This window comes from Paenibacillus sp. SJS-P3 (genome assembly GCF_056711585.1).
The window spans coordinates 1,801,343-1,826,624 of the sequence record NZ_CM160043.1 but is presented as its reverse complement, the minus strand read 5'-3'; the positions used below and the strand labels follow the sequence as shown (position 1 = coordinate 1,826,624).

Annotated in this window: 19 protein-coding genes; 6 read left to right on the top strand and 13 right to left on the bottom strand. The window is 58.8% G+C overall.

The features are described from left to right. Positions 1–2: 2 nt before the first annotated feature. Positions 3–893 (bottom strand): carbohydrate ABC transporter permease, encoded by an 891-nt coding sequence (locus AC06G8_RS08130; RefSeq protein WP_480284981.1) that lies wholly within the window; start codon positions 891–893, stop codon positions 3–5. A 96-nt stretch (positions 894–989) separates the two neighbouring features. Then, on the bottom strand, positions 990–2,363 hold the full coding sequence (locus tag AC06G8_RS08125; protein ID WP_480284980.1) for an ABC transporter substrate-binding protein: 1,374 nt from the start codon (positions 2,361–2,363) through the stop codon (positions 990–992). Positions 2,364–2,627: 264 nt separating this feature from the next. Here AC06G8_RS08125 and AC06G8_RS08120 point away from each other — a divergent pair, with 264 nt between their 5' ends. The 4 genes from AC06G8_RS08120 to AC06G8_RS08105 are packed head-to-tail and all read left to right on the top strand — an operon-like array spanning position 2,628 to position 8,153. Next, the gene (locus AC06G8_RS08120; protein WP_480284979.1) at positions 2,628–3,317 is read left to right on the top strand and encodes an ABC transporter ATP-binding protein; all 690 of its coding nucleotides are present in this window, start codon (positions 2,628–2,630) and stop codon (positions 3,315–3,317) included. Further along, on the top strand, positions 3,301–4,320 hold the full coding sequence (locus AC06G8_RS08115) for an efflux RND transporter periplasmic adaptor subunit (protein ID WP_480284978.1): 1,020 nt from the start codon (positions 3,301–3,303) through the stop codon (positions 4,318–4,320). The genes AC06G8_RS08120 and AC06G8_RS08115 overlap by 17 nt, the downstream gene beginning before the upstream one ends. 36 nt (positions 4,321–4,356) lie before the next feature. Further along, positions 4,357–7,251, top strand: a complete 2,895-nt coding sequence (locus tag AC06G8_RS08110; RefSeq protein WP_480284977.1) for an ABC transporter permease — start codon at positions 4,357–4,359, stop codon at positions 7,249–7,251. A 5-nt stretch (positions 7,252–7,256) separates the two neighbouring features. Next, positions 7,257–8,153 carry an ABC transporter ATP-binding protein gene (locus AC06G8_RS08105; RefSeq protein WP_480284976.1) on the top strand — a complete coding sequence of 299 codons (897 nt, stop codon included), beginning with the start codon at positions 7,257–7,259 and terminating at the stop codon, positions 8,151–8,153. Positions 8,154–8,505: 352 nt separating this feature from the next. On the opposite strand, the gene AC06G8_RS08100 is transcribed toward AC06G8_RS08105, so the two are convergent. The 4 genes from AC06G8_RS08100 to AC06G8_RS08085 form a co-directional block, all read right to left on the bottom strand. Then, positions 8,506–9,735 carry an MFS transporter gene (locus AC06G8_RS08100; protein WP_480284975.1) on the bottom strand — a complete coding sequence of 410 codons (1,230 nt, stop codon included), beginning with the start codon at positions 9,733–9,735 and terminating at the stop codon, positions 8,506–8,508. 466 nt (positions 9,736–10,201) lie between these two features. After that, the gene (gene abc-f, locus AC06G8_RS08095) at positions 10,202–12,166 is read right to left on the bottom strand and encodes a ribosomal protection-like ABC-F family protein (protein WP_480284974.1); all 1,965 of its coding nucleotides are present in this window, start codon (positions 12,164–12,166) and stop codon (positions 10,202–10,204) included. Between the two features lie 102 nt (positions 12,167–12,268). Next, a complete protein-coding gene (locus tag AC06G8_RS08090; RefSeq protein ID WP_480284973.1) occupies positions 12,269–12,412 on the bottom strand; it encodes an RAxF-45 family protein in 144 nt (47 codons plus the stop codon). Between the two features lie 228 nt (positions 12,413–12,640). After that, positions 12,641–14,095: an aminotransferase-like domain-containing protein gene (locus tag AC06G8_RS08085; RefSeq protein ID WP_480284972.1), complete on the bottom strand. Its 1,455-nt coding sequence runs from the start codon at positions 14,093–14,095 to the stop codon at positions 12,641–12,643. Positions 14,096–14,226: 131 nt separating this feature from the next. Between AC06G8_RS08085 and AC06G8_RS08080 the strand changes: the two genes are divergently transcribed. Further along, complete coding sequence (locus tag AC06G8_RS08080) at positions 14,227–14,850, top strand: LysE/ArgO family amino acid transporter (protein WP_480284971.1); 624 nt, start codon at positions 14,227–14,229, stop codon at positions 14,848–14,850. A gap of 126 nt (positions 14,851–14,976) precedes the next feature. On the opposite strand, the gene AC06G8_RS08075 is transcribed toward AC06G8_RS08080, so the two are convergent. Continuing rightward, entirely contained in the window at positions 14,977–15,876 is a 900-nt protein-coding gene (locus tag AC06G8_RS08075; RefSeq protein WP_480284970.1) for a glycoside hydrolase family 43 protein, read from the bottom strand. Positions 15,877–15,945: 69 nt separating this feature from the next. Then, positions 15,946–18,699 carry a glycoside hydrolase family 2 protein gene (locus AC06G8_RS08070; protein ID WP_480284969.1) on the bottom strand — a complete coding sequence of 918 codons (2,754 nt, stop codon included), beginning with the start codon at positions 18,697–18,699 and terminating at the stop codon, positions 15,946–15,948. Between the two features lie 137 nt (positions 18,700–18,836). Here AC06G8_RS08070 and AC06G8_RS08065 point away from each other — a divergent pair, with 137 nt between their 5' ends. Next, a complete protein-coding gene (locus AC06G8_RS08065) occupies positions 18,837–19,775 on the top strand; it encodes an ArsR/SmtB family transcription factor (RefSeq protein WP_480284968.1) in 939 nt (312 codons plus the stop codon). 123 nt (positions 19,776–19,898) lie between these two features. Here AC06G8_RS08065 and AC06G8_RS08060 read toward each other — a convergent pair whose 3' ends face one another. From AC06G8_RS08060 to AC06G8_RS08040, 5 genes are all read right to left on the bottom strand, one after another. Then, the gene (locus tag AC06G8_RS08060) at positions 19,899–20,456 is read right to left on the bottom strand and encodes a WGxxGxxG family protein (RefSeq protein ID WP_480284967.1); all 558 of its coding nucleotides are present in this window, start codon (positions 20,454–20,456) and stop codon (positions 19,899–19,901) included. A 249-nt stretch (positions 20,457–20,705) separates the two neighbouring features. Beyond that, entirely contained in the window at positions 20,706–21,506 is an 801-nt protein-coding gene (locus AC06G8_RS08055) for an ABC transporter permease (protein WP_480284966.1), read from the bottom strand. Then, positions 21,503–22,540 carry an ATP-binding cassette domain-containing protein gene (locus tag AC06G8_RS08050; protein ID WP_480284965.1) on the bottom strand — a complete coding sequence of 346 codons (1,038 nt, stop codon included), beginning with the start codon at positions 22,538–22,540 and terminating at the stop codon, positions 21,503–21,505. Before AC06G8_RS08050 ends, AC06G8_RS08055 begins: the two co-directional genes overlap by 4 nt. Before the next feature lie 453 nt (positions 22,541–22,993). Continuing rightward, complete coding sequence (locus AC06G8_RS08045; RefSeq protein ID WP_480285402.1) at positions 22,994–23,125, bottom strand: transposase; 132 nt, start codon at positions 23,123–23,125, stop codon at positions 22,994–22,996. A 469-nt stretch (positions 23,126–23,594) separates the two neighbouring features. Further along, on the bottom strand, positions 23,595–24,737 hold the full coding sequence (locus AC06G8_RS08040; protein WP_480284964.1) for a copper amine oxidase N-terminal domain-containing protein: 1,143 nt from the start codon (positions 24,735–24,737) through the stop codon (positions 23,595–23,597). Positions 24,738–25,282 lie beyond the last annotated feature (545 nt).

The following is a 25,282-nucleotide window of genomic DNA, read 5'->3' as shown; positions in this document are numbered from 1 at the left end:
CCTTAAGACTTCATCGAACGGATGTAGAACAGGCTCAGCACGATTCCGATCAGCAGGAGCAGCAGCGAGATGGCGGTACCGTATCCGAGCTGATAATTGACGAAGGCCTGATTGTACATGAAGATCGGCAGCGTCGTCGTCGCCGTGCCGGGCCCGCCTCCGGTCATCGCGTAGATGAGGCCGAACACTCCCAGCGTCTGCAGCGTCACGAGCATCATATTCGTCGTAATGGAATCCTTGATGTACGGAATCGTAATCCGGATCAGAATCTGCCATCTCGAAGCGCCGTCCACGACGGCAGCCTCCTCGATCTCGCTCGGCACATCGTCCAGCGCAGCCTGGAATACAAGCATGGAGAAGGCCGTGCCATGCCAGATGTTCGCCAGGATGACCGTGAACATGGGCATCGTGTACAGCCAGGCGACACCTTTGGCTCCGACAAATCCGAGAATGGCGTTGAGCGTCCCTTCGTCTCCGAAAAAGCTGTACAGGCATAAAGCGCATACGATCTCCGGCGTCACCCATCCCGCCAGCACGACCGTGCCGATGATGCGCCGGAACGTCTTGTTCTTGTGCTTCATCAGCAGCGCGATCAGAAAGCCGAGCACCTGCTGGCCGATGACCGCCGATCCGAGCAGGAACACGATCGTGTTCCAGATGCCCGTCCTCACCGTAGGATCCTTGAACATATGCGTGTAATTGTCGATGCCGATGAACTTGAGCTCCTTGGCCGATTCCCCGGTCAGCGCGAGATTCGTGAAGGAATAGAAGAAGGTCAGCAGGATCGGATAGATGAAGAAGAGCAGCATGATGGCGACGGACGGAAGCAGAAAGTAGATCCACGTACGGTTCTTGCGCGTCCTGCCCGGCACGGCGGCCGCTATGGAGCTCATGGTCGATCCCTCCTATCGGATATGCGCAGGCGTCCCGCTTCCCGCTTCGCCGGTATGCCCCGGACCGCCTTTCAGTCCGGGGCCGCGGCCGTGCTGCTATTTCTCCATCGTATGGTCGGCCCCCACGATTCTCGATACGTCCTGCGCGTACTTGCTTGCAGCGTCCGCCGGCGAGGTGCCGGTCGCGACCGATTCCACCATCGCCTGGATCTGGGTGGATACTTCCGGATATTTATCCTGCGCAGGGCGGAACTCCGCGTTTTTCAGGTAATCGGTGGCGATTTCGTTGAACGGCATCTTCGTGTATGCCGGGTCCTTGGACACGTCCGCCCGAACGGTGATGTTGCCTGAAGCGATGACCAGCTTGGCGGTGTTTTCTTTATTCAGAGCGTACTTGATGAATGACCATGCCGCATCCTTATGCTTGGCGTTGCTCGGGATCGAGAGCGCCCAGCCGCCGGCCAGCGTGATGGAGCCCGGCGACTGCCCTTTGCTCGTCGGCATCGGAGCGAAGCCGAGCACATCCTTGTATTCCGGCCATGGAGCGGCTCCGCCGTCCAGGTAGTTGCCCGGAATCCACGAGCCGTCCAGCGAGATGGCGAGCTTGCCCTTGGGCAAGTATTCCCGCGTCGCCGTATTGCCCGCTTGCCCGTTCAACACCTTGGAGAGCGGCGGGCCCAGCTTTTCCTTGTTGACCGTATCGATGAAGGAGAGCGCGTCGTTGATTCCCTGGCTCTTGGTGACCCATTTGCCGCTCGCGTCGTCGTAGAGCCTCTCCCCGGTTCCGTAGAGCAGCATCTCGTACGTCTGCATCGAGGTCGCCTCGCCCGTCGCCTTGCCCATGTTCATCCAGATCGGCACGACATCCGGCTCCTTGGCCTTGATCGCTCTGGCGGCGTCCAGCACCTCATCCCAGGTTTTCGGCTTCCAGTCCTCCGGCAGCCCCGCCTTCTTGAACAGCTCCTTGTTGTACCAAAGCCCGCGTGAATCTGTATTGTAAGGAACCCCATACACCTTGCCGTCGCTGGCCGTCACGCCTTTTTTCATCGCCTCGATGAAGGAGCCGTTGCCCCAGTCCTCCCAGCCCTTCAGCCTCTCGTCCAGCGGCTCCAGATAACCCGCCGCGGCGTCGGAGTTGAGAATGAACGTATCCTCGGTCACGATGTCGGGGGCGGTGTCCTTGGACTTCAGCGCGAGCGCGATCTTTGCGAAATAATCGCCCTCCGACGCCTGGATCGGAGTCGGCTTGATCTCGATGCTTTTGTCCGGGAACGTGGATGCGACCTCCTTGATCCACTTGTAGAGAACGCCCTTCTCTCCGATTCCGTCATCCCTGTACGTAATGGTCACCGTCGTCTTGCCGGAACTGGTCTTGCCGCCGTCCCCGGACTGGCTGCTGCAGCCTATCGCCATCACCGTGCACATGACGACTGCTCCGGCAGACAGCAGCTTCCGATTGCCTGGCCTCATGGAATCCCCTCCCGATATCCGCTTCACGATGAATGCGCTTACGAAATGCCAATACCAACATACGGCCGGACTTGGCCCTTTAGTACGTTCAGGACCATGTTGTCGCGATCTCGCACCTCCTGCCGCTAGGGATGTCGCGAACCAGCAGGCCACAGGCCAAGATCATAAGATCAGACATAACCAAGGTGGATCCAGACCTTGTAACTGTTCCCAGATGCAGTAAATTAATGGTAAAGGAATTGAACATTGGGAGGTGAACGATCCATGCCCGCAGCTTCCCCGCTTATTCTCCAGGCTTCCGGCATTACCCGCATCTTCAGCAGGGGCAAGAACTCCGTCGCCGTGCTCAAGGGAATCGATCTCGCGCTTCCCGCAGGCAAGCTGGTCGCGCTCAAGGGAAGATCTGGCTCCGGCAAGACGACCCTGATCAATCTGCTCGGAGCGCTGGATACGCCGACCGAAGGCATCATCGAGCTCGGCGGCCGCGACCTGACGAAGCTGACCGGCCGCCAGCGGGATGAGCTCCGGCGGACCGAGATCGGCCTCATCTTCCAGTCCTTCGCCCTCGTGCCGCTCATGACCGCCTACGAGAACGTCGAGTTCATGCTCCGGGTAGCGGGAGTGCCCGCCAAGGAACGCCAGGCAGCCGCCATCGCCGCTCTCGAGCAGGTCGGCCTCGCGGAGCGCATGCATCACCGTCCGTTCGAGCTGTCGGGAGGCGAGCAGCAGCGCACCGCCATCGCCAGGGCGATCGCCCGCAGGCCCGCGCTCGTGCTGGCCGACGAACCGACGGCCGAGCTCGACAGCCGCACCGGGCTTACGATCATGAAAGCCTTTCGCGAGCTTGTCCAGCAAGGCCTGACCGTCGTGCTCGCCACCCACGACCCCGCCGTCATGGAAATCGTCGATCTCGTATTCGAATTGGAGGATGGCCACATTGCCGAAGTCCGTTAGCTTGTCCGCTGCAGCCGCTCTTCTCGTCCTGTCTCTGGCCGCATCGGGCTGCTCCCTCCTTCCGCGCGAGGAAGCGGAGCTGAAGCCGCCGCTCGTCAAGCCCGCATCGGAAAATTACCGGACGGCCGAAGCCGCCAAAGGCACCGTCCAGAAAGAAGTCAGCGGCACCGGATCCTTCGAATCCTTGAGAACCGACCGGGCCCAGCTGTCGGGCCAAGGAGGCAGGCTGGAGAAGATCGAGGTCCAGGCTGGAGACAGCGTCCAAGCCGGAGATGTGCTCGCCCGGCTGCTTGTGGACGGCCTCGATCTGCAGGTGAAGGAGCAGGAGCTTGCCGCGGAGCGCGCTTCGTATGCCTTGAAGCGGATGCCCTCGTCCGACAAGGAAGGGCGCAGGCTGGCGAGCCTGCAGCTGGATATCGAAAGGCTCAAATACGCGAGATTGAAGGAGCAGCTGGACCATACCGTCATCCGCTCCAAGCTCAGCGGCATCGTCACGTTTGCCGATTCGCTCCAGGAAGGAGATCTCGTCGCGCCCTACCAGACGCTGGCCGTCGTCTCGGATCCGTCCAGGCTGCGGCTCGCGATGGGATTCGATTCAGGAGGAGATCTCGGCGGCGTCAAGCTCGGCTCGCCGGCCGAAGTGAAGATCGAGGACAAGACCTATGCCGCCAAAGTCGTGCAGACGCCGGATTCGGCTCCGCAGACGCCGAACAAGGCGCTGGCGGACAAATACGCCTCCACCCTGTACCTAAGCGTCCAGGGCTTGCCCGGCAATGTTGAGATCGGCACCCAGGCAAGCATCCTCATCATCACCGAGCAGCGCAAAAATACGCTCGTCATTCCGAAGAGCGGCCTGCGGACTTACCAGGGACGGACGTTCGTCCGGCTGCTGGAGGACGGCAAGCGGCTGCGGGAAGCCGATGTCGAGGCCGGCATCTCCAGCTCCACCGACGTCGAGATTTTGAAAGGCCTGAAGGAGGGGCAGGTCATTGTCCTGCAATAACCGCTCTCTCACCCCGCTCATAGAGGAGGCCTGGACATGGCCCTGCTGACGATGATCTTCCGCAAGATGGCGAACAACAAATGGCTGGCCGTCAGCTTGCTTCTCGGCATGGTGCTGACGACCGGCCTCGTCAGCACGATGCCGGTCTACTCCGACGCCATCCTCTCCCGCATGCTCGTGAAGGACCTGGAGAGGCGGCAGCAGGATTCGGGCATGCATTCCGGCACCTATTTCTCCAAAATCACCTTGATGGACATGAAGGCGGACAAGAAGCTCCAGGCCGTCTCCAGTCTGGAGCGCTTCATGAATGAAGAGGCTGTCCCCGGCTTCGGACTTCCGCTCCAGCAGGCTGCGTACGAGCTGCAGACCGAACAGCTCGTGCTGGAGGTGGAAGGCTCCGCCGCCGATCCCAAGCAGCTCAAGCCTACCGGTGCCATCCGCTCCGTCAGCGGCATCCAGGATCATATCCGCCTGATCGACGGCCGGCTGCCTTCACCACAGCCGGATGCGGACGGCGCCTATGAGGTCATGGTCAACCAGCGGACGCTTCAGGAGCTCGACTTCGTGCTCGGCCGGATCGTCAGGCTCGATGACGACAGCCGCAACCTGCATCTGCGCCTGAAGCCCGTCGGCAGCTTCGGCGTCAAGCAGGAAGGCGACCTCTTCTTCCGCGACCCGTCGCTCGATGATTACAACCGCGTCTTCGTCATGGATGAAGGCTTGTTCGCCAAGGAGATGCTGACTGCCCGCAAGGCTCCCCTATTCTCCGCCAGCTGGTATTTCGTGCTGGACTACACGAAGATGACGCTGCGCGATATCGAGCCTTTCCTGAACACCGATCAGGCGATCCGAAGCGCCGCAGGCAAGCTCGTCCCGGTCAGCCAAACCAAGTTCGACGTCCCGGCAGCCGAGGCGATCGACAGCTATGGAGAGCGGTCGCAGCGCCTCGCGACGCTGATGTGGTCCCTCGACATCCCGGTGCTGATCATGCTGGCTTTCTATATGTACATGGTGTCCGAACTCATCGCCGGCAGGCAGAGGAACGAGATCGCCGTCCTGCGCAGCCGCGGCGCTTCGAGGCTGCAGATCATCTCTGCGTTTGCCGCCGAAGGGCTGATGATAGCCGGAGCCGCCTTCGCGGCCGGACCGTACCTCGCAGCCGGATTGACGGAGCTGCTCGGCGCATCGAGCGGCTTCCTGCAATTCGTCCAACGCTCCAGGCTTCCCGTCCATGTCGGCGCCGAGGCGTTCGCCTATTCGGGAGCGGCGGCCGCCATCGCCTTCGCCATGACGCTGCTGCCCGTCATCCGCGCCACGCGCGTCACGATCGTCGGCCACAAGCAGTCTCTGGCTAGAGCCGGCCAGGCGCCTTTATGGCGCAAAGCATTCGTGGACATCATCCTGATCTTCGTTTCCTTCTACGGCCTCTATACGTTCCGGGAACGGCTGGACAGCCTGAAGACGCTCGGCCTCGGCTCGGAAGACCTGCGGATCGATCCGCTTCAGTTCGTCGTGCCCGCGCTGTTCATGATCGGAGCCGGCCTGCTGCTGCTGCGCCTTTATCCGCTGCTGCTCGCCGCCGTCTACAGGCTGGGACGCCGCTGGTGGCCGCCGGCCTGGTACGCTTCCCTGATCCAGGTGGGCCGCTCTCTCGTCCAGTACCAGTTCCTCATGCTCTTCCTCATCCTGACCATCGCCTCCGGCGTGTTCAGCGCGGGGGCGGCCAGAACGATCAACAACAACCGCGAGGAACAGATCCGGTATCGCAACGGAGCGGACTTCGTCCTCTCCGGCCCATGGCAGACCGATGTGCCGGCAGACACTTCGGCTTACTCGCCTGGCGGCGGAGAAGCCAAGGCTGCCGGTGCCGATTCCCCCGTCGTCCATTACACAGAGCCTCCCTTCGACGCCTACCCGGCCCTGCCCGGAGTCGAGCACGCGGCGAAAGTGTTCATCAAGAAGGATGCCGCCTTCACTGCAGGCGGAAGCGGCGGAACCGCCGAGCTCATGGGCATCGATACGGATGATTTCGGAGAGACGGCCTGGTTCGGCGACTACATCCTCCGTTATCCGCTGGCCGATTATCTCAATCTGATCGCCCCGGATCCGCGCGCGGTTCTGATCTCGCAGACGCTGGCCGAAGACAAGAAGGTGAAGCCCGGCGACACGATCTGGGCCGGCTGGGACAAGATCGATCCGCAGCCGTTCGTCGTTTACGGCATCCTGCCTTTCTTTCCATCCTTCAATCCCAATCCGGGAGCGTCGGGCGGCCGGCAGGCCTCACAAGACTCCGCCTCCGGCAGCACGCCGATGCTCATCGTCGGCCATCTGCCGCGCATTCAGTTCCAGCTCGCGCTCGAGCCCTATCAGGTTTGGCTGAAGATGAAGCCCGGCGCCTCCACGGCACGGCTCTACGAGGGCATTTCCCATGCCGGCCTGAACTTGACCAGCATCGTCAATACGAGAGACGAGCTCGCGCGAGCCAAAAACGATCCCTTCTTCATGGCGCTCAACGGCATCCTGACGCTTGGGTTCCTGATCTCGATTCTCGTCGCCTTCGCCGGGTTCATGCTGTACTGGATTCTGACCTTGAAAGGGCGTACGCTTCAAAATGGCATTTTGCGCGCCGTCGGCCTGTCGCTGCGCCAGCTGATCGGCATGCTCGCCCTGGAGCAGCTGCTCACTTCGGGAACGGCCGTCCTGATCGGCATGGCCGCAGGCTATTCGGCGAGCCGCCTGTTCGTCCCCAATTTCCAGCTGGCATTCGATCCGGCGGCTCTCGTCCCGCCATTCCGGGTCATCCTTGCCGCCGGCGATTTCGCCAAGCTGTACGGGATGGTCGGCATGACGCTGCTGATCGGCTTGGCCGTGCTCGGGATCATGCTGTCCAGAAGCCGGATCCATCAAGCGCTCAAGCTCGGGGAGGATTGATTGGAATGATTCATTGCGAAGGGCTGGTCAAAATCTATAAGGCCGCCGAGCTGGAGGTATTCGCCCTGCAAGGCCTCGATCTCGAGGTCGAGGCCGGCGAGCTGATGGCCATCATCGGCAACAGCGGCAGCGGGAAGTCGACTCTGCTCAATATGCTGGGCGGACTGGACCGCCCCTCTGCAGGCAAGCTGGTCGTGAACGGGCGCGACATGCTCAAGATGAGCGAGCGTGATCTCGTCGCATACAAGCGCAGCAGCGTCGGCTTCGTCTGGCAGAACAATGCCCGCAACCTGATTCCCTACCTCACCGCTCAGGAAAATGTCGAGCTGCCTCTCCTGCTCGGCGGGAAGCCGCGCCGCGAACGCGCGCTGGAGCTGCTGGAGGCGGTCGGTCTCGGCCATCGCCGCGGCAGCAAGCTGCACCAGCTGTCCGGCGGCGAGCAGCAGCGGGTCGCCGTCGCGATCGCGCTGGCAGGCGGACCGAGGCTGCTGCTCGCGGATGAGCCGACGGGGTCGCTCGACTCCCGGATGTCGGACCAGATTCTCGACTTGTTCCGCGACCTGAACCGGACGACGGGAATCACGATCGTCATCGTCACCCATGATCCGCTGCTCGCCCGGAAGGTGGAGAGGGTCGTCGCCATCCGCGACGGCAAGACCTCCTCCGAAATGATCCGCCGCAAATCCTATGCCGAGGAGCTGCTGGAGCTGGAGCAAGGCATTCCTCCCGGCGCGCGGGACGAAGACGATTCGCATGTCGAATACGCCGTCCTCGACAAAGCCGGACGGCTGCAGGTTCCGGCCTCCTACCTGGAGTCCATCGGTGCCAAGGACCGCAACAAGGTCAAGCTGGAGCTGGCGGATGGAGCTATCCGGCTGACGGCTCCGGATGAAAGGAAGTAGCCATGCGTTTGAGCGGCATTTTCAAAAGGCATTTCCGGTTTCTTCATCATCACGGCAGGCTGGACCGGAGCGGCGCGCTTGCATGTCACCAGGCTGGGAAAAGAAGCGGCAATCAAAAAAAGAGCCCCTCCCGATGGAGTTGCCCTTGATAGGTACATCTATGGATGAATGACAAGTAGACATCTACGGACGGATGGATTGATGTTGACTTCTATGGATGAAAGAAAGCTCAAAGCGCTTTTGTCAGGCAATCCGCTGTCGCTGTCTCCAAAACAACGGCTTTGGGGGCAGCGCGGTCGCCTCCGCGATGCGGATGCAGCAAGGGCATAGTCGAACACCCTTCCATTTCCATTCATTGACGCTCCTTCACCAGTCCCAGCAGCGTGAACTGCAGAGCCGCCATGCCGAACAGCACCGCAGCCATGAACGACGGCCGCATGTCGGCCGCGCACAGGAGCAGCAGCGCGATCGATACGACACGCCCGGCGTTGAGGAACAGCTCCCTCATGATGACCGACTCTACGCGCAGCTGCCCCTTGAGCGGCAGCTGTCCGATCAGCCGGTAATAATACGAGGTCAGCGTGTTGACCGCGAGCGGATTGAACACCGAGAACAGGATCATGAAGGCCGCGACGGACCACAGCTTCACGTCCAGCAGCAAGAGCGCCGCCCCGAGCGTGACTCCGATCGAGGAGATCAGCAGGTAGAGGCGCACATGCTCCTGCTGGGCGGAGCGGGAAATGACATACCCGGTAGCGACCGTCAAGGCGGAGAACAGCACGCCGAGATAGCCGACCCAATCCTCGCGGCCGACGGTGCGGAACAGCAGGATATTGGGAAGGAACAGCATGATTCCCTGGAACAGGCCGAAGACGAAGAAGCTGTACAGCGCCCTGCGCCATCGACTGTGCTTGGACATCAGCAAGCCCATCAGGTTCAGATAATAGGTTCGGTGGCGCACGGTCTGCATCGGGATCCGGAAGCTGATCGCGGCAGCGGCGGCGAACATGACGGAAGCAAGCGCAAAGATCATGATGTATCCCTGCAGCCCTTCGCTGCGGCGGATGATGAGGCCGGCCAGCGCTGGCCCGGCGAGCCCGGCGGAGTTGAAGGCGATCATGTTGATCGCCAGATATCGGATTCGGTTCGTCTCCGTAGATACGTCGTATTGAAGCACGAGATAGCCGACCCAATAGAAGCCGGACGATATTCCGTTCAACAGCGCGAACAGGACATAATATTCCGCCACCCGCTCCTGAGCAATGACGACGAGCAGGTAGAAGACGGCGATCATGACGATGCCAAGCCTGTAGGCCGCCATCCGGTCCTTACGCTTGGCAAGCCAGCCTCCCGCGGCGAACGCCGCCGGGGTTATTGCGAAGCAGATGATGTTGTACAGCCCGTTGATCGCTAGATCCTGAGTCAGCCTCCACAAGTACAGGTTGAGGAACAAGCCCGACATCGAAGCCCCGAACTGGAAGCAGCTGTGGATGATCAGCGAGGTGACCGCATCCCGGCTCAGCTTCTTTTCCGGCGGAACGGCCGTTCCCCGTCCTATTTTCCCTTTTGCCCATTGAAGCACTGGATCCATTCCTCTCTGCGGCTATGCAAGTTAAAATGTCGTTTTGCTTGAGCCGCTCCGAAAATGAACGACTCTTCCGATTACTGCTGAAAGACTTGCTGGAACGAACACTATTATACGTCAATTCTCAGGGAATGGAATGCAAGAAGGCGCCATCTTGAATGGCGCCTTCGATCAGCGTTCATTGCCATGCTTGAAATGGCCGGTTGCTTTGGCAAGCAGCAGTTGGATTTCGGAATCTCCCCCACCCCGAAGGACCTTCCCAGGTCTATTCCCTGTCTGAGCGCCGGGTACAGAGAGTTGCCCGATTAGGGACCGCGGACCGATTCGCATCGGGTACGCTCCCAAGCTCGGGATGGGACTCCTCGATCTGGCGGATGCGGCTATCATGGCGCAGGCCTGCCTCCTCGAGTCCATACGCCTGGAGCCGTATCTCTCTGCCAAAACAAAAACGGCAGCAATCGCCTTACTCTCCGGCCAGCTCCAGCCAGCGGTCCATCAGACCGGCCAGCTGCTGCTCGTCCATCTCCCGCTCCTTCCATCGCTTCTCCAGCTCCGCCGGGCTGCCGTTCACGGCAAGCAGCTCAAGCTCCGCGGCTGCTGCCGCGATCCTGGCTTCCAGAAGAGCGATATCCTTTTCGAGCTGCTCTTTTTGCTTTGCGAGCTGCTCCGTTTTCTTTCCGTTTTCTTTGCTGCCGCTCTTGGCCGCCATCCTCTCTCCGGAGAGGGTCGGCTTGACCTGTGGAGCCGCGCCTTCTCCCCGATGCGGAGCCTTATCTTCCCGGAACAAATCGCCTGCTGCCTGCAGCTTGACCTGCTCCGCCTTATACCCGTCATAGTTTCCATTCCAGGAAACGATGCGGCCCCCGGAGAGCTCCCACACGCGCCCGGCGATGCGGTTGATGAAGTACCGGTCATGAGACACGGCCAGGATCGTGCCCGGAAACTCCTCGAGCGCCTCCTCCAATGCTTCTCTGGAGGCGGTGTCGAGATGGTTCGTCGGCTCGTCGAGCAGCAGCAGATTGGGCCGCTTCCGCACCAGCAAGGCGAGCCGAAGCCGCGACCATTCTCCGCCGGACAGAGCCTTGAGCGGACGGAATACGGCGGCTCCGTAGAACTGGTAACGTGCCAGCAGATGGCGCGCCTCGCCTTCTTCCATGCCCGCTTCGGTCCGGAAGTAGTCCAGCACGGACTTCTCCGGCTCCGCGGCAGGTTCCTGCTGGGCCAGATAGCCGATCTCCAGCCGGGTTCCGAGCTTCAGCTCGCCTTCATCCGCGGACTCCCGGCCCAGGAGCATCTCCAGCAGAGTCGTCTTTCCGCTGCCGTTGTCCCCGATCAGCACCGCCTTTTCCCCATAGAGGAGCTTTCCTTCGGCCCCCTGCAGAAGGATGCGGTCACCGTACCGCTTCGAAACCCGCTCGAAGGCGATGACCTGCTTCCCCGACCGGTCCTGCGGATTCAAGCTGAATTCCGCCGTCTTCGGCTCCAGGACAGGGCGCTTGACCGCCTCCATCTTCTCCAGCGCCTTGCGGATCGAAGCCGCGCGCTTGAAAAATTTCTCGTTGTCCCCGATCCGTCCCCATTCCTCCAGTTTGCGGATCGTCTCCTTCATCTTTTTGATCGCCTTCTGCTGCTCCTGGAATTCGGCGAACTGGCGCAGCAGAAGCTCCTCCTTCTGCTTGAGGTATCCGCTGTAGTCGGAGAGATAGGTATGGGCTTCGCCGTCCTCCAGCTCGATCATCTTCGTCCCGACGGCATCCAGGAAATAGCGGTCATGGGAGACGATCACGCAGCAGCCGGCATACCCTCGCAAAAACTGCTCCAGCCACTCCATCCCTTTCAGATCCAGATGGTTGGTCGGCTCGTCCAGCAGCAGCAGATCGGGACGTGTCACCAGTTGGGAAGCCAGCACGACCCGGGTCTTCTCCCCGCCGGACAAGCTCCCGAGCGTCCGCCCGTCCCGGCTGCGGTCGATCTGCAGGCCGCTCGCGACCTGATCGATGAAGGTATCCATGTCATAGCCTCCTCCCTGCTCGAACATCTCCTGAACCTCGGAATAGCGGACGAGCAGCCGCTCCAGCGCGGAAGGAGCCAGAGCAGGATCGGCCATCCGGCTTTCCAGCCCGGCAAGCTCTTCCTTCGCCTTCATCAAGCTGCCGAATCCGCTGGCGAGCACCTCGTACACCGTCATCGATTCGTACGCTTCGGGAATCTGCGGCAAATATCCGATGCGCGCATCCCTGCGCACCGTCAGCATGCCTTCGTCGGCATGCTCCCGGCCGGATATGAGCCGCAGCAGCGTCGATTTGCCGCTGCCGTTGCGGCCGATCAGGCCTACCTTCTCTCCATCCTGGATTTGAAAAGCGGCTCCGTCCAGCACAAGATGGGCGGCGTGGTATTTTCTTACGTTCTGAGCGTTGACGATAATCATGGCATTCATCCTCCTGGTTATGGAAGACGCTGCGCCACAGCGCAAAAAAAGAGCCGCGCAGCTGGCCGCGGCTCTTCGGGATGGCATGGCGATCCGTAGAGGTTAGGGCAGGCGTCTTCTCGCGATTGGGTGGTTCATACAAGGCAAAATGGACAGAGTGATCCCGTTCGCGGAAAAATCATGCACGATGCCAGCCATGGCAATGGGCAGCCGGCTGACGATAGAATGGGCCAATTCGCGGTTCACCTGCTTCACCTCCTATCGGGCGCGCTCCTCCATCCATGGAGATTTGCCGCGCGCAGTTCTTTTATTGTATCCACTTACAAGTCGGATTGTACAGGTACAGTTTGACTTCAAACCAATTCGACCCACCGCCTGGAAGGAAAGGAAAGCGAGGTTCGGCTGGGCGCAGGAGAATCCGCCGAAGAGCTGGCGCCGATCAGCGAGGTGATAGACAGCTGAGCAGGCATTGTATTATCCGGCGGCAGCCAACGATCGGATCAGGCTGGACAATGCCGCCAAGCCTTCCCTCAGCTGGCTCAAGGATGCATAGGAATAGGACAGCCTCAAATGCTGCCGGTCCTCCCGGTCGTAGATGCTGCCCGGGTTGAGCAGGACTCCGGCTTGCAGCGCAAGCTCGAAGAGGCGCCTCATGTCCAAGGGCTTGCGGAGCCGCAGCCAGATGTAGAATCCGCCCCGCGGAATCGTCCAATCCGCCAGATCGGCGAAGGAGGCCTCCAGGGCTGCCAAAGCAATCCTCCTGCGCTCCCTCAGCTTGCCGCGCAAGAAGGACAAATGCTCTTCATGGCAGCCGGCCGCCAGCCATTCTGCGACGGCATGCTGCGAAAGGGTGCTGGATCCATAGTCCGTCTGCATCTTGATATCGGCCAAGCGCTCGATGACGGGCTCGGGTCCGGCAATCCAGCCGATGCGCAGCCCCGGTCCCAGCGATTTGGACATGCTCCCCATATGCAGCACAAGTCCCTGGCTGTCCAGCGATTTGAGCGGAGACGGAGGCGGCTCGTCCAGCCACAGATCCCCGTAGGCATCGTCTTCGACGACCGGAAGCCGCGCCTCGGCGCATGCCTGCATCAAGCTTTCCCTGCGCTTCTGCGTCATCACGCCGCCGGTCGGATTGCGGTAAGTCGGATTCGTATAGAGCAAGGAAGCTCCGTGCTGGCGCATCAGTCTCCCGACGGCATCCGGCCGGATGCCGTCATCGTCCATAGGGACGGTTCTCAGCTCCATGCCTGCGGACTGGAAGACATGGACGGAATTCAAATAGGTCGGATTTTCGGCTAATATCACGGAACCATGGCGCAGCAGCCCGAGCGAGATCAGCTGCAGGCCTTGAAGCGCCCCCGACACGATCAGAATGGAGGATGGCGAGGCTGCGATCCCTTTTCGCTTCAGATACGAGCTTAAAGCCTGCCTCAAAGGATAGCTGCCTTTCGGCTCCGGATACCCCAGGCTGAGCGGTCCGGAGACGCTGCCCGCCAGCAGCTCCGCGATCCGGCTCGACGGCAGCAGCTCCGGCGACAGCTCTCCGGTTCCGAGGCGGATCAGGCCCGGATCCGGCTCGGCTTCATTGATCCGCCGGATCAAGGACAAGTTCGGCCGGTAGGCGCCGGAGCGGACATAGCGCCCCCAATCGGGCTGCCTGGAACCGGCAAGCAGATTCCAGGTGCTGTTCGCCACGACCGTTCCCCGGCCGACGGCGGACTCGACCAGCCCGTCGGCCGCCAGCTCGTCCAACGCATGGACCACCGTGCTGCGATTGACCGCCAACGCCGCTGCCAGCTCTCTCTGGGAAGGAATCCTCATCCCGACCGGCCATTCGCCGCTCCTGATTTTTCCCTTCACGAAATCGTAGATCTGCTGGTGGAGCGGCCCGGCCCCGCGCTTGTCCAGCTTCCAATCCTCTGTCATGAATACCCCACTCTCCATCCGCTTCAGTGGGGACATTATAGCAATTGGTTGGCTCTGCCGCCAACCGATTGGATGGAGACTCCCGGCCGGATTGCTCTTACAATGGCTCTATCACCAATCGGGAGGATCATATGCTGACTGCAGCCATTCACGGATTTCTGCTGGCGCTTGGGCTCATTCTGCCTTTAGGGCCGCAAAATGTGTTCATTTTCAATCAAGGAGCCTCTCAAGCCCGGTTCGCCCGGGCGCTGCCCGCCATCATCGCCGCCGGACTATGCGACACGATGCTCATTCTGCTCGCCGTATGGGGCGTCTCCGTCATCATTTTCGACAATCAGGAGATCAAGATCATCCTTTATCTCGCCGGCATTTGCTTCCTGATGTATATGGGCGCCGCGTCCTGGAGAACCAAGCCCGCCGTCCCAGGCGCGGCAGCCGGCGGCGCGATGCCAGCCCAAAAGCAGATCGCCTTCGCCGCATCGGTCTCGCTGCTGAACCCGCATGCCCTGCTCGACACCGTGGGCGTCGTCGGCACGAGCTCGCTCGGCTACGCCGGTTATGAGAAGGCCGCCTTCACGTTCGTCTGCGCGGCCGTCTCCTGGTTCTGGTTCATCGGCCTTGGCGTTGCCGGCAGATCGGCGGCGAGGCTGGATTCATCCGGACGAATGCGGACGGGGATCAACCGTATTTCCGCGCTGATGATGTGGGGAACTGGCGTCTATATGGGCTGCGTTCTGCTGTCAGACCTTTTTTGAACGGCTTGAAAATCGAGCCACCAGCGACGACGGCCGATACGAGATGGAATTCGTTCCGGTCTACGACCGCTGCACGGAGACCAAGCTGCTGAAGATCGACACGAGCTGCCGTCAGATCTTCGGCCTTCATGCCTCCTGCCAGGCATCCGTCATGACGACCGGCCTGATGATGCCGTCCTCCACCCGCATCCGGTCGATGCAGACAATCCGGCTGCCGGGATCGCGGTTGCCGATGATCCGGCGATGGTACACGATCAGCCATTCGTCCTCTTCCGGCAGATGCAGATACCCGTGATGGCCCGGACCTTCGGCGACCGGCGGCTGGCTCTCCAATATCGTCCCCTTGTTCTCGAACGGTCCCAGCGGACTGCCGCTCGTGCCATATGCGACGCGGTAAGTGCCGTTGGTCCAGCCGCCCATCGACCACATCAAATAATAGAGGCCGTCCTTCTTCAGCATGCAGGGTCCCTCCACATACCCCGGCGGCGTGATGGAAAGGATCTCCTTCCCGCCTTCAAGCGGCTCGAAGCCGGTCATCTCCTCATTCATGCGGGCCGCGTTGCAATGCTTCCAGCCGCCGTAGTAGAGATAGACCGCTCCATCGTCGTCCTTGAACAGATGGGCGTCGATCGGCTGCGCCCGATGAACGAAGCGGTCGACGAGCGGCCGGCCGAGATAGGCCCGGAACGGGCCTGCCGGACTGTCCGCGACCGCTATCTCCAAGCCTCCGGTCTCCTCGTCCGACTGGATGTCGTTGCTGGCGAAGATCAGATAGTATTTTCCGGCGCGCTCGATGATCGTAGGCGCCCAGACCGCCCTCCAGATATGCGGGAAGCCTTCCATCTCGACAATGCCTTCATGCTTGTGCCAGTGGATCAGATCGTCGGAGCTGAATGCGTCCAGATTCATCTGGTCGGTGTAGGCCGTGAAGGAACGGGTCGCGTAGATCCAAAACTTGCCTTCATAGATCCGGGCTTCCGGATCGGCATAATAACCCGGTATGACCGGGTTCACGATTCCTCTCATGCATGTCTCCTCCTTCAACGGAGGCATCCCCTCTTTTCGGGCGGATGCCCCTTCAGGTTCAGCCGATCCTTAACGATAGCGGACAACCAGATCCATCGGATACCGGCCGGCGTTGCGTCCATACAGGGCGAGGCCGCCCTCCGCAGCCCTCACCTCCAGCTTGAAGCGGCGGGCTGAGTTCAGCTTGGCCGCCAGCCTCGGCGGCAGTGATGCCCGGCACAGGTAGCCGTAAGAACCGGCTTCGTCCAGCTTGTTGTCAACGGGCTGATGATGCCAGGAGAGAATGCCGCGCGCGTCGGCGGGATCGTCCGGCAACGCGAAGCTCGCTGCTGATTCGCCGTCGATCAGCACCTCGACCCGGGATTCATGCTTCTGTTCTCCCGTCATGGGGTAGCTGTTCTTGTTCCATTCGGCGTCCGCCGAATCCCCGTGCATATAATTGATGTCGGTCCGCTGCTCCTTGTCTCCTTCGCAGTTGCGGGCGAGCAGCCGCTTGGAGCTGGCTTCGAACCAGATGTCCACATCCGTGATCAAGGCCTGTTCTCCGGAATCCGGCAGCACCGCGTCAAAGACGAACGAGCCTTCCTTGCCTCCGTTCTGCTTGTGGCCGCCGATCGCCTCCCATTGATAAGCGAAGCTGTGCTCCGAGAACGAGCCGACCGGAATGCTGAGCGTGCCGCCGTCCGCTCCGTATCCGCCGCCCTGCTGCCCGCTCCGGACGTCGAACGAAGTGAAGTTCCGCGTCACGACCGTCCCTTGGCCGTCCACGAGACGCAGGCCAAGGATCGCCAGAGCGTCGCGCTGCGGCATCGTCAGAACGAGCGGCTGCAGCTCGGAGGTTCCGTAGCCGTCCCATTCCAGCTGGACGGCGCCGCTGCTCTCGACCCGGCGGACCCCGAGCTCGTCATAGGCGAGCTCCCATTCCAGCGTCAGCCTCTCGCCATGATAGCGGTCCGAGAAGCTGGAGCGAAGCAGCGGAACCGTCGCCTCCGCTCCGGCATCCACCGTCAAGCACGGAGCGGCATCCACGACGATGAAGTCTGCCGCATGCAGGTCGCGCAGCGTCATGCCCGGCACGATGCCGTCATAGCCGAAGTCTTTGGCCGAGCCGTCCAGCCGATAGTAGCCGTTGAATTCGTTGGTGACGTCCCGGAATTCCGTGAACACGAAGCCGCACAGCTTGTCGTGGCGCCGGAACTCGTTGAGCATGTACCGGTAATGCCAGGCCAGGTCGCTGTCCCCGGCCCCTCCCTCGATGCCCCAGACGTTGCCGCATTCGCTGTTCATCAGCGGCGCGTCCGACTGCTTGTTGCCTCCGATATAGTTCAGCTCCGACCCCGGGAAGGTTCCGGCGGCGACATGCTCCAAGTGGTCGCGCAGCTGCCGGTAGCCGTTGATGTAGAAGTGCCAGGTGTTGATATCCGATTCCACATGGTCCCAGTTGCACGGGGAGTTGTCCTCCACGATGCGCGTCGGATCGATGCTTTTGGCCCACCGGTAGAGCTCCCTGACCCACTCCTGCGTCTCGGGAAGGTACAGCTGCCGCTGCGCCGCGTTTCCTGTCACGGATACCGTCCTGCTGTCCGTTTTCAACCCCCAGGTTTCATTGAACATGACCCACGAGAAGATGGACGGATGATTGAAATCCCTCTGGATCGTCTCCAGCGCTTCGCGCTCATACGACGCCCGAGCCGTCTCGTCCGGATCGCCCCAGAAGCAGGGCATATCCTCCATGACGAGAATGCCCTGCTTGTCGGCCCAATACAGCTTGCGGGGCTCCTCCGGCTTGATGTGGATGCGGACGAAGTTCAGGCCTAGCCGCTTCATCATATAGATCTCGTCATGCATGTCCTGGTCGCTCGGATAGGTGAAGTAGCCGCTCTTGTGATAAGCCTGGTCCAGCGTTCCGTTCAAATAGACCGGCTTGCCGTTCAGCGTCAGCCAGCGGTAGCCGCGCTCCCCGAACCGGGCCGTTCCGATCTCGCGGATGCCGAAGTACGTGGACACCCTGTCCTCTCCGGAGAGGGAGGTCAAGGTGATGGCCCCTTCGTACAGATGAGGCGTTTCCGGGCTCCACAGCTGAGGCTCCGCTACTTGGAAGGACATCGAGACTTCATTGTCGCCCTTCTTCAGCTGATGCACCGATTGAGCCGTGACGCAGCCATCCGCGAAATCGAGCGCAAGCCGCGCTTCGCCATCCTGTGCGGCGCTGATGCGCGCGTTGATCTTCACGCGTCCATCTACGAAGGTATGGAATTCCGCATTCTGGATATAGGCCTCGGGACGTGCTTCCAGCCATACCGTCTGCCAGATGCCGCGAATTTCTCCATAGCCTTGCTTGCCTCTCGCTTGGTGGTTATGATCCTCATCCTGCGCGCGCACGACGATCACGTTCTCTTCCGCAGTCTTCCATGCAGAGGTAACATCGAACTCGAACGTGCCGTATCCGCCTTGATGGGAACCGGCATGCTCCCCATTCACCCAGATATCGCATTCGTAATCTACCGCGCCGAAGCGGAGGAACACGAGGGAGCCGGCTTCCGAGGGAGCCCAGCTTGCTGTGCGGCGATACCATCCGGTACCCTTCACGTTCTCCCCGATTCCGGATAAGGGACTTGCCCATGAAAACGGTACCATAATGGTCGAGCCGAAGTGGCTCTCATCCTTGAACTGCCAGGCTTCCGATGCGCCTATTCCTTCCTGATCCAGCCGGAAAGACCAGGATCCGTTGAGATTGAGCCAATCGCCCCGTTCCCAATCCGGGCGGGGGTATTCAGGACGGGGAATCATGAGGCCTGCATGGGCGGTAAAGGATTCAAGCATTCGGCACACACCTTTCGAATGGGAATTGACCCCATTCTAGCAGGTATATATTAATTAGGCAATGTACATTATGGATTTACAATATATCATATTCCTTGTAGACTGAAGCTATCCAATTATGTAAAGGAAGCGTTGACATGAGCGAAACCAAACAGGAACTGATCCGCTTTCCGGCTTCCCGGATGATCGACGTGGCGAAGGCTCTCTCCAGCGACGTCCGGCTGCGAATTCTGGAGGCGCTCGGGGAGAAGGCGATGAGCGTCAGCCAGCTGGCGGAGGTGCTCGGCGCGGCGCAGCCGACCATATCCATCAACGTGCAGACGCTGGAACAGGCCGAGCTGATCGCTTGCCGCCAAGGTTCCGCCCGGGAGAAGATCTGCTCGGTCAATTACCGCTCCATCCTGCTGGAAATGCCTGCCAGAGCCGGCGATGCCCTGCACCGTACGGAACAAATCCGCATGCCGATCGGCATGTTCTCCGCCTGCTCCGTCCAGCCGCCCTGCGGCATGGCTTCACGCGACGGCTCCGGAATCGGATCGCCGGACGATCCGAGGGTTTTCTACATGCCGGACCGCATTCATGCCTCTGTGGTATGGTTCTCCGGCAGCGGGAGCCTCGAGTACCGCTTCGCCAATCCGATGCCGCCTGGTACCGAGCTGGAGGAAATCAGCCTGACAGCGGAGCTGTGTTCGGAGGCGCCGGGCTTCCGCGAAGAATGGCCCTCCGACATATCGCTCTATATGAATGATCTGCTTGTCGGAACCTGGACGAGCCCAGGCGATTTCGGCGACCGCAAAGGCCGGTTCACGCCGGAGAAATGGCGAGGCAATACCGAGTATGGCCGACTGACGGAATGGAAAGTAACCCGTACGGGAAGCCTGATCAATGGAGCTCCTTGCGGAGACCTTTCCATCGATGCCTTGGGGCTTTCCTTCAGCGAGCCCGTCCGCATCCGCTTCGAGATCGCCGAGGATGCCGCCAACGCGCGTGGACTCAACCTGTTCGGCTCGGACTTTGGAGACCATGCTCAGGACATCGTTCTTTCCTTTACAAGAAAAGCGGATCCGGTGGAATAGTTGAAAGACTCCGAGCTCTGCTCTGCCTTTCATTCGCGCAGGTTGTCCTCCTTGCCCTGCCCTTCTGTTCCAGATGAACTCAGCCAAAAAGGCCGCAGCGTCCGCTGCGGCCTTTGCTTTTGATTAATGGCGTTCCGGATTGCGGCTTCTCATGCCCGCAAGGCCGAACAGGCCAAGCAAGCCGAGCCAGCCCCAGTTGGAGCCGCTTTTGCCGGTGGCGGCTTTGGCCGTGTAATTTCTGGCGGCAAAGTTTGTGTTGTAGCTGTTGTTCCGGTAGTCATTCATGCGGGTGCCGTCCAACCCGGTTCCATACGAGGAGACGCCATTCATTCCGTAGCCGGTGCCGGTGCCAGTGCTAGTGCCAGTGCCGGTGCCAGTGCCAGTGCTAGTGCCAGTGCCGGTGCCAGTGCGGTTCAAGCCTGTTCCGTAAGTGCTCGGATAGCAGGGAGTGGCGTTCAACCCGACTCCGTTCGTGGCTGCACGTTTCATGCCCATGTCGTTCATGCCCATACGGTTGACGCCCTTGCCGTCCATCATGTTCGTCCCAGCGGCATGGTAACAATCGGCATTCATTCCCCGTTCAGTATTCCGCATCATATCGTTGTTGTTGGCGAATGCGGGACTGGCGAGCGTTCCGGCGATGCCGGCTGCAGCCACGAGCGTAAGAGCGAGTTTTTTCATTGGTTGACCTCCATTTGATCTTATAATAGCGAACACAGCTAGGTTGCCCTCCGCGATAGCCGCTATGCATGGGTGAATCCGGCATGTCTCCTGCGCTTGTGCCGGTCTTCCATGGCCAATGGATTCAAATGGATGCAAAAAAACCGCCACGGCAAGCGGCGGTTTTTATGTCCCTCTTTTACTCCCACTTAAAGAATCGCCGTCCTAAATGTCAAGCTGTCCATAAAGGAATTCAAGCGGCTCGCGCCTTTAGGTCCTCTTCATATACGCGCGGACGGTGATCGGAGCGAATACGGCGACGATGACGGCCGCCCCGATAAGCGAGAGGCTTAGATCCCAGCCCACGGTCCCGTTGTTGGCCAATTGCCGGACAGCGCTGACGAGATGGGTGATGGGATTGATCTTCACGAAAAATTGCAGCCAGTTCGGCATCGTGTCGACCGGGACGAAAGCATTGGATAGGAAGGTCAGCGGGAACAGCACGAGCATCGAGATGCCCTGAACGCTGGATGCGGTGCGCGCGATGACGCCGAAGAAGGCGAAGATCCAGCTGATTGCCCAGGCGCATGCGATGACCAGCAGCGCGGCAAGGACGATGCTCCCCAGGCCGCCCTCGGGCCTGTAGCCCATGATGAAGCCCATCGTAAAGGTAAGGACGGTTGCGATCGTATAGCGGATCGTATCGGCGAGCAGCGCTCCCGCCAGCGGCGCGATGCGCGCGATCGGCAGCGATTTGAACCGGTCGAATACGCCTTTGTCCATATCCTCCCGCAGTTGGACGCCGGTGACGACAGAGGTGCCGATGACCGTCTGCACGAGGATGCCGGGAATGATGATCGGCAGGTAGCTCGCCACATCGCCCGAGATGGCGCCTCCGAATATATAGGTGAACATCAGGGTGAAAATGATCGGCTGAAGCGTGACGTCGAACAATTGCTCCGGAGTGCGCTTGATCTTCAGCAGCCCCCGGTAGGCCATCGTGAGCGAATTGCGGATCGTTTGGCCCAAGCTCGTATGGTTTTTGAGCCTGCGTGCGGTTGGTTGGCTCATGCCGTTGCCTCCTTGGCGGAAGCGGCTTCCGCTTCCTGTTTGACCTCATGGCCTGTAATCGTCAAAAACACCTCGTCGAGCGTCGGTTTCTGCACGCTGAGCTCCGACAGCGATATCTCCTCTGCGCGAAGCTCGGTGAGCAGGTCGGTGATGACATCGGCGTTGGCCATCGGCGCGGTGATTTTGCCTGCTTCCGAAGACAGGACGGATGCGACGCCGAGCACGCGGTCGACGATCCTGCGGGCGCTGCCGATCTTGAGCGTATTCTCAAGCTTCAGATGCAGCGATGAGGTGCCGACCGAGGCCTTCAGCTCGTCGACGGTGCCTTCAGCGACGACGCAGCCCCGGTCGATGACCGCGATCCGGTCGGCCAGCTGATCGGCCTCGTCGAGATATTGAGTCGTAAGCAGCACCGTCGATCCCGTTTTCACGAGGCGGCGGATCGTATCCCACATTTGCGTGCGGGTGCGCGGGTCGAGGCCGGTCGTCGGTTCGTCCAGGAAGATGAGCGGCGGCTGCGCGATGAGGCTTGCCGCCAGATCGAGCCGCCTGCGCATGCCGCCGGAGAAGTTTTTGAGCGGCCTTCTGGCGGCTTCCGTCAAGCCGAATTCTTCCAGCAGCTCCTCCGCCTTGCGCTTCGCCTCCTTGCGCCCGAGTCCGAGCAGGCGGGAGAAGATCACGAGATTCTCCGTCGCGCTGAGCGACTCGTCGACCGAAGCGTACTGCCCGGTCACGCCGATCAGCTGCCGGACGATCTGGGCTTCCTTCACCGTATCGTGGCCGAATATTTTCGCCGATCCGGCGTCGGCTTTAAGCAGCGTGGCCAGCATGCGGATCGTCGTCGTCTTGCCCGCTCCGTTCGGCCCGAGAACGCCGTAGATCGACCCGGCCCGCACGTTCAGATCGACTCCGTCCACAGCCCGGTTGTCGCCGAACGTCTTGACGAGCCCCCTGGCCTCGACAGCCCATTCGCCTTTGGGCTCTTTCCTATCCTTATGGTTCACAGCAGGTTCCTCCTCCAAATGATTCTGCATGAAGGATAAAACATCTCTGTGAACTGAATGTGAACCGGGTGCGGAATAGACGAGCATGATATCAGAAGTCAACCCAGTATCGGACTTCGCAGCCTTAGAGTCGTCCCGAATCAAGAAAACCGCTGGGACGCTGGAACCGCCAAACCGTAGGGACCCGTCCGATGTTAAATTGAAGAAACGAGGCGTGTGCAAAGCCACTGTGGCTCCGACTGGCCTTGAACCGGCATAGACGTTTGAGATTTTGGACAATGGCCGTCCAAGTGGCTTGTTCCTGCATGCGATCTAGCCCCCGACTTCTGGCTCGGTCCAGTCCATGGTTGTTTTGGGATCTGCAAATACATGCTCGCAGCGTGCCCTCTTTGTCTGGACGTGGCGGTAACCGCCATGTGTCGCGCCATAGATTGCGCGTTTCGCTATGATTGAACAGGTAGCTCAGCAACATCAGGCGTACCATCAGTTGGGATCCGCCGCCGGTCGCCCCTTCGTTTCCGAGTATAACCGCGCAATCCACGGCCCTATCACCGACCAATCAATCATGTCATCAGTACGACGAAGGATATGCCGTTCTGGCACAAGCGCGTCCATATCAATGACTTGAAAGAGTTGAGGCTGTACGCCGGATCGTCTAGGAGCTCGCATTCCTGTCCTCATTTCGTAGATTCTGTTTCTTCTATTTAACCATGGATTGGTTCTCGTTCTGCGATTTCGGAGACTTTTTCACCACACTTCTAAAAAGGCATCTGCATCCAAGACGCATTCTGCCGGGGCGCTCAAGTGAAATTCGTGGCGAGAGGTTTCAGCTGGGTTGAGTGAAGTGCTGAGGAGGCAGCGGCGGGGCCGAATCAAAAGAGCGGAAAAGAAAAGACCTCCCGGACTCGGTGCATCAAATTGGCGCATCTGTCCTTGGGCGGCTAAACAGCAAGTCAAAAGAAAAAGGCTCTCCGATTGGAGAGCCTTCATAGTTGAATCAAAGCAGAGCGTCGAATCCTAATTAATTGTAACTTCCCTTGCGGCAAACTCGTGGGTAACCAATTTCACTCAAAATGGTAATTCATTATGGCGACAAAAGCTCATGTTGGTGCCCACTCAGCTTAATTTTGTACTGTCCAAACGTTTTTTCCCTTTCATCTGAACTTAAGTTTCCAGCGCGTTGATAACCGAATGTAGAGATCCCATCTTTACTAATGGTCCAATCATAGACCTTACCTAAGGTGTCAAACCCATAATAAAATCCAGGCTTACCTAAATAATCTGAAGACCATTGTCCATTATTTTGTGTTGCATATTTCAAATTGGTTGTTTGATCGGCATCTAGCAAGCCACGCTGATACTGAGTTAGATAATAGACATTGCTTAAATATGTTTTTACCGACTTTATAGGCATATTTTCAGTAGCTACTCTTGAAATTGATATCCCATTTACTTGATATAAAATAAATTTTTGTGTTGTACTATAGTCATAATCCAGATAGAAGTCACTACTCTCAGTTTTGAACCATATATCTCCAAGATGAACTGTGTTCTTGTCGTCAATTGTTACATGATAACTAAAGTCCTTAAACGTATAGAAATCATTGCTTACCCGTAGTTTATCGTTCTCTTTTATTACCACCATATATCTATCACTATAAATTACATTTTCCCCTTCGTAGGTTAGCCCATAGACGCGAATTAGTTTGAACTCTTCAATCGTTGAAGTACTGACATCTTTTATAATAATAAGTCTATAGGGCTGAGTATCTGTACTATTTTGATATACTACATTTTTATTCAGTGCCTCGCCAACGTATCTTAGAGGAATATAGGTTGAACCATTGTAGATGTTTGCAGGTACATCCATAACAACGGTTTTACCGTCTATAGTGATGTTTTTATTTTTAATTTTCATTAAAATTGTTTTATTTGAATACTGAATGCTAATGTTCTGATTTTTTGTATTGAAATCTACTACTGCACCAAATCCTTCAGATATCAAACGAAGCGGCACTAATGTTCTGCCATCTTTAACGATCGGTTTTACAGCCGATTCCTTTTGCCCATTGATTAATGCCACGGAACTGTCAAGGGAAAGAACCATCGTGTTTTTAAAATCAGTACTCGTTTCATTTTTAGTTTGAATACTCTCTGCTTCAATCGTACTCACTAAGGAAAAAAATAATACGGAAGAAACAATAGCTAATAAAAACTTTGACTTCATAAATACACCTCTCATTTTTTATATTATATTTAAGTTAACAATATATGTCTAAGATGTATTATACACGTAATTATGCTGTCTATCTATTTGGCGGCTCGGATGGCCAAGAATTGATTAAATTCTGAAAGTTGCAAACAGTTTGAAAGGCCCTTCTGATAGACAGATGTAAGTCCGTTCCTCTACACGAATGAAGAATTTACGGAAGAGTTTATTCCAACGATGCGATTCCGACTATTCCGCTGCTTAGTACGAGCTACCGGAAAAAGTCACCGGACTCTTTGTTTTATCCTCCAGTTCTTTCACCGTCAGGAATTGAACCAGTCCCGGATGAACCTTGTCGATCTTCCGCAACTCCACCGCCTCCGCCTACCCCCAGATCGTCGCGCCGTCTCCAATGGATTTCAGTAAATCTGCCTTGATCTCCTACATCATATAACGCACTTCATATTCTTCTCGGAGGGTCTTCCAAGACGATTTTTTTACGACTCAGTAATATCTGTTCCCTCCTGGTCTAGTCCTCGAATCATTCTGTATGGGCGAGCTTC

Excerpts from the sequence above, each read along its gene's own strand:
- AC06G8_RS08075 (WP_480284970.1), bottom strand. The coding sequence starts at position 15,876 with ATGAGAGGAATCGTGAACCCGGTCATACCGGGTTATTATGCCGATCCG.
- AC06G8_RS08085 (WP_480284972.1), bottom strand. The coding sequence starts at position 14,095 with ATGACAGAGGATTGGAAGCTGGACAAGCGCGGGGCCGGGCCGCTCCAC.
- abc-f (WP_480284974.1), bottom strand. The coding sequence starts at position 12,166 with ATGATTATCGTCAACGCTCAGAACGTAAGAAAATACCACGCCGCCCAT.
- AC06G8_RS08120 (WP_480284979.1), top strand. The coding sequence starts at position 2,628 with ATGCCCGCAGCTTCCCCGCTTATTCTCCAGGCTTCCGGCATTACCCGC.
- AC06G8_RS08130 (WP_480284981.1), bottom strand. The coding sequence starts at position 893 with ATGAGCTCCATAGCGGCCGCCGTGCCGGGCAGGACGCGCAAGAACCGT.
- AC06G8_RS08125 (WP_480284980.1), bottom strand. The coding sequence starts at position 2,363 with ATGAGGCCAGGCAATCGGAAGCTGCTGTCTGCCGGAGCAGTCGTCATG.
- AC06G8_RS08055 (WP_480284966.1), bottom strand. The coding sequence starts at position 21,506 with ATGAGCCAACCAACCGCACGCAGGCTCAAAAACCATACGAGCTTGGGC.
- AC06G8_RS08065 (WP_480284968.1), top strand. The coding sequence starts at position 18,837 with ATGAGCGAAACCAAACAGGAACTGATCCGCTTTCCGGCTTCCCGGATG.
- AC06G8_RS08050 (WP_480284965.1), bottom strand. The coding sequence starts at position 22,540 with ATGCAGAATCATTTGGAGGAGGAACCTGCTGTGAACCATAAGGATAGG.
- AC06G8_RS08080 (WP_480284971.1), top strand. The coding sequence starts at position 14,227 with ATGCTGACTGCAGCCATTCACGGATTTCTGCTGGCGCTTGGGCTCATT.
- AC06G8_RS08110 (WP_480284977.1), top strand. The coding sequence starts at position 4,357 with ATGGCCCTGCTGACGATGATCTTCCGCAAGATGGCGAACAACAAATGG.
- AC06G8_RS08070 (WP_480284969.1), bottom strand. The coding sequence starts at position 18,699 with ATGCTTGAATCCTTTACCGCCCATGCAGGCCTCATGATTCCCCGTCCT.
- AC06G8_RS08105 (WP_480284976.1), top strand. The coding sequence starts at position 7,257 with ATGATTCATTGCGAAGGGCTGGTCAAAATCTATAAGGCCGCCGAGCTG.
- AC06G8_RS08045 (WP_480285402.1), bottom strand. The coding sequence starts at position 23,125 with ATGGACGCGCTTGTGCCAGAACGGCATATCCTTCGTCGTACTGATGAC.
- AC06G8_RS08040 (WP_480284964.1), bottom strand. The coding sequence starts at position 24,737 with ATGAAGTCAAAGTTTTTATTAGCTATTGTTTCTTCCGTATTATTTTTT.
- AC06G8_RS08060 (WP_480284967.1), bottom strand. The coding sequence starts at position 20,456 with ATGAAAAAACTCGCTCTTACGCTCGTGGCTGCAGCCGGCATCGCCGGA.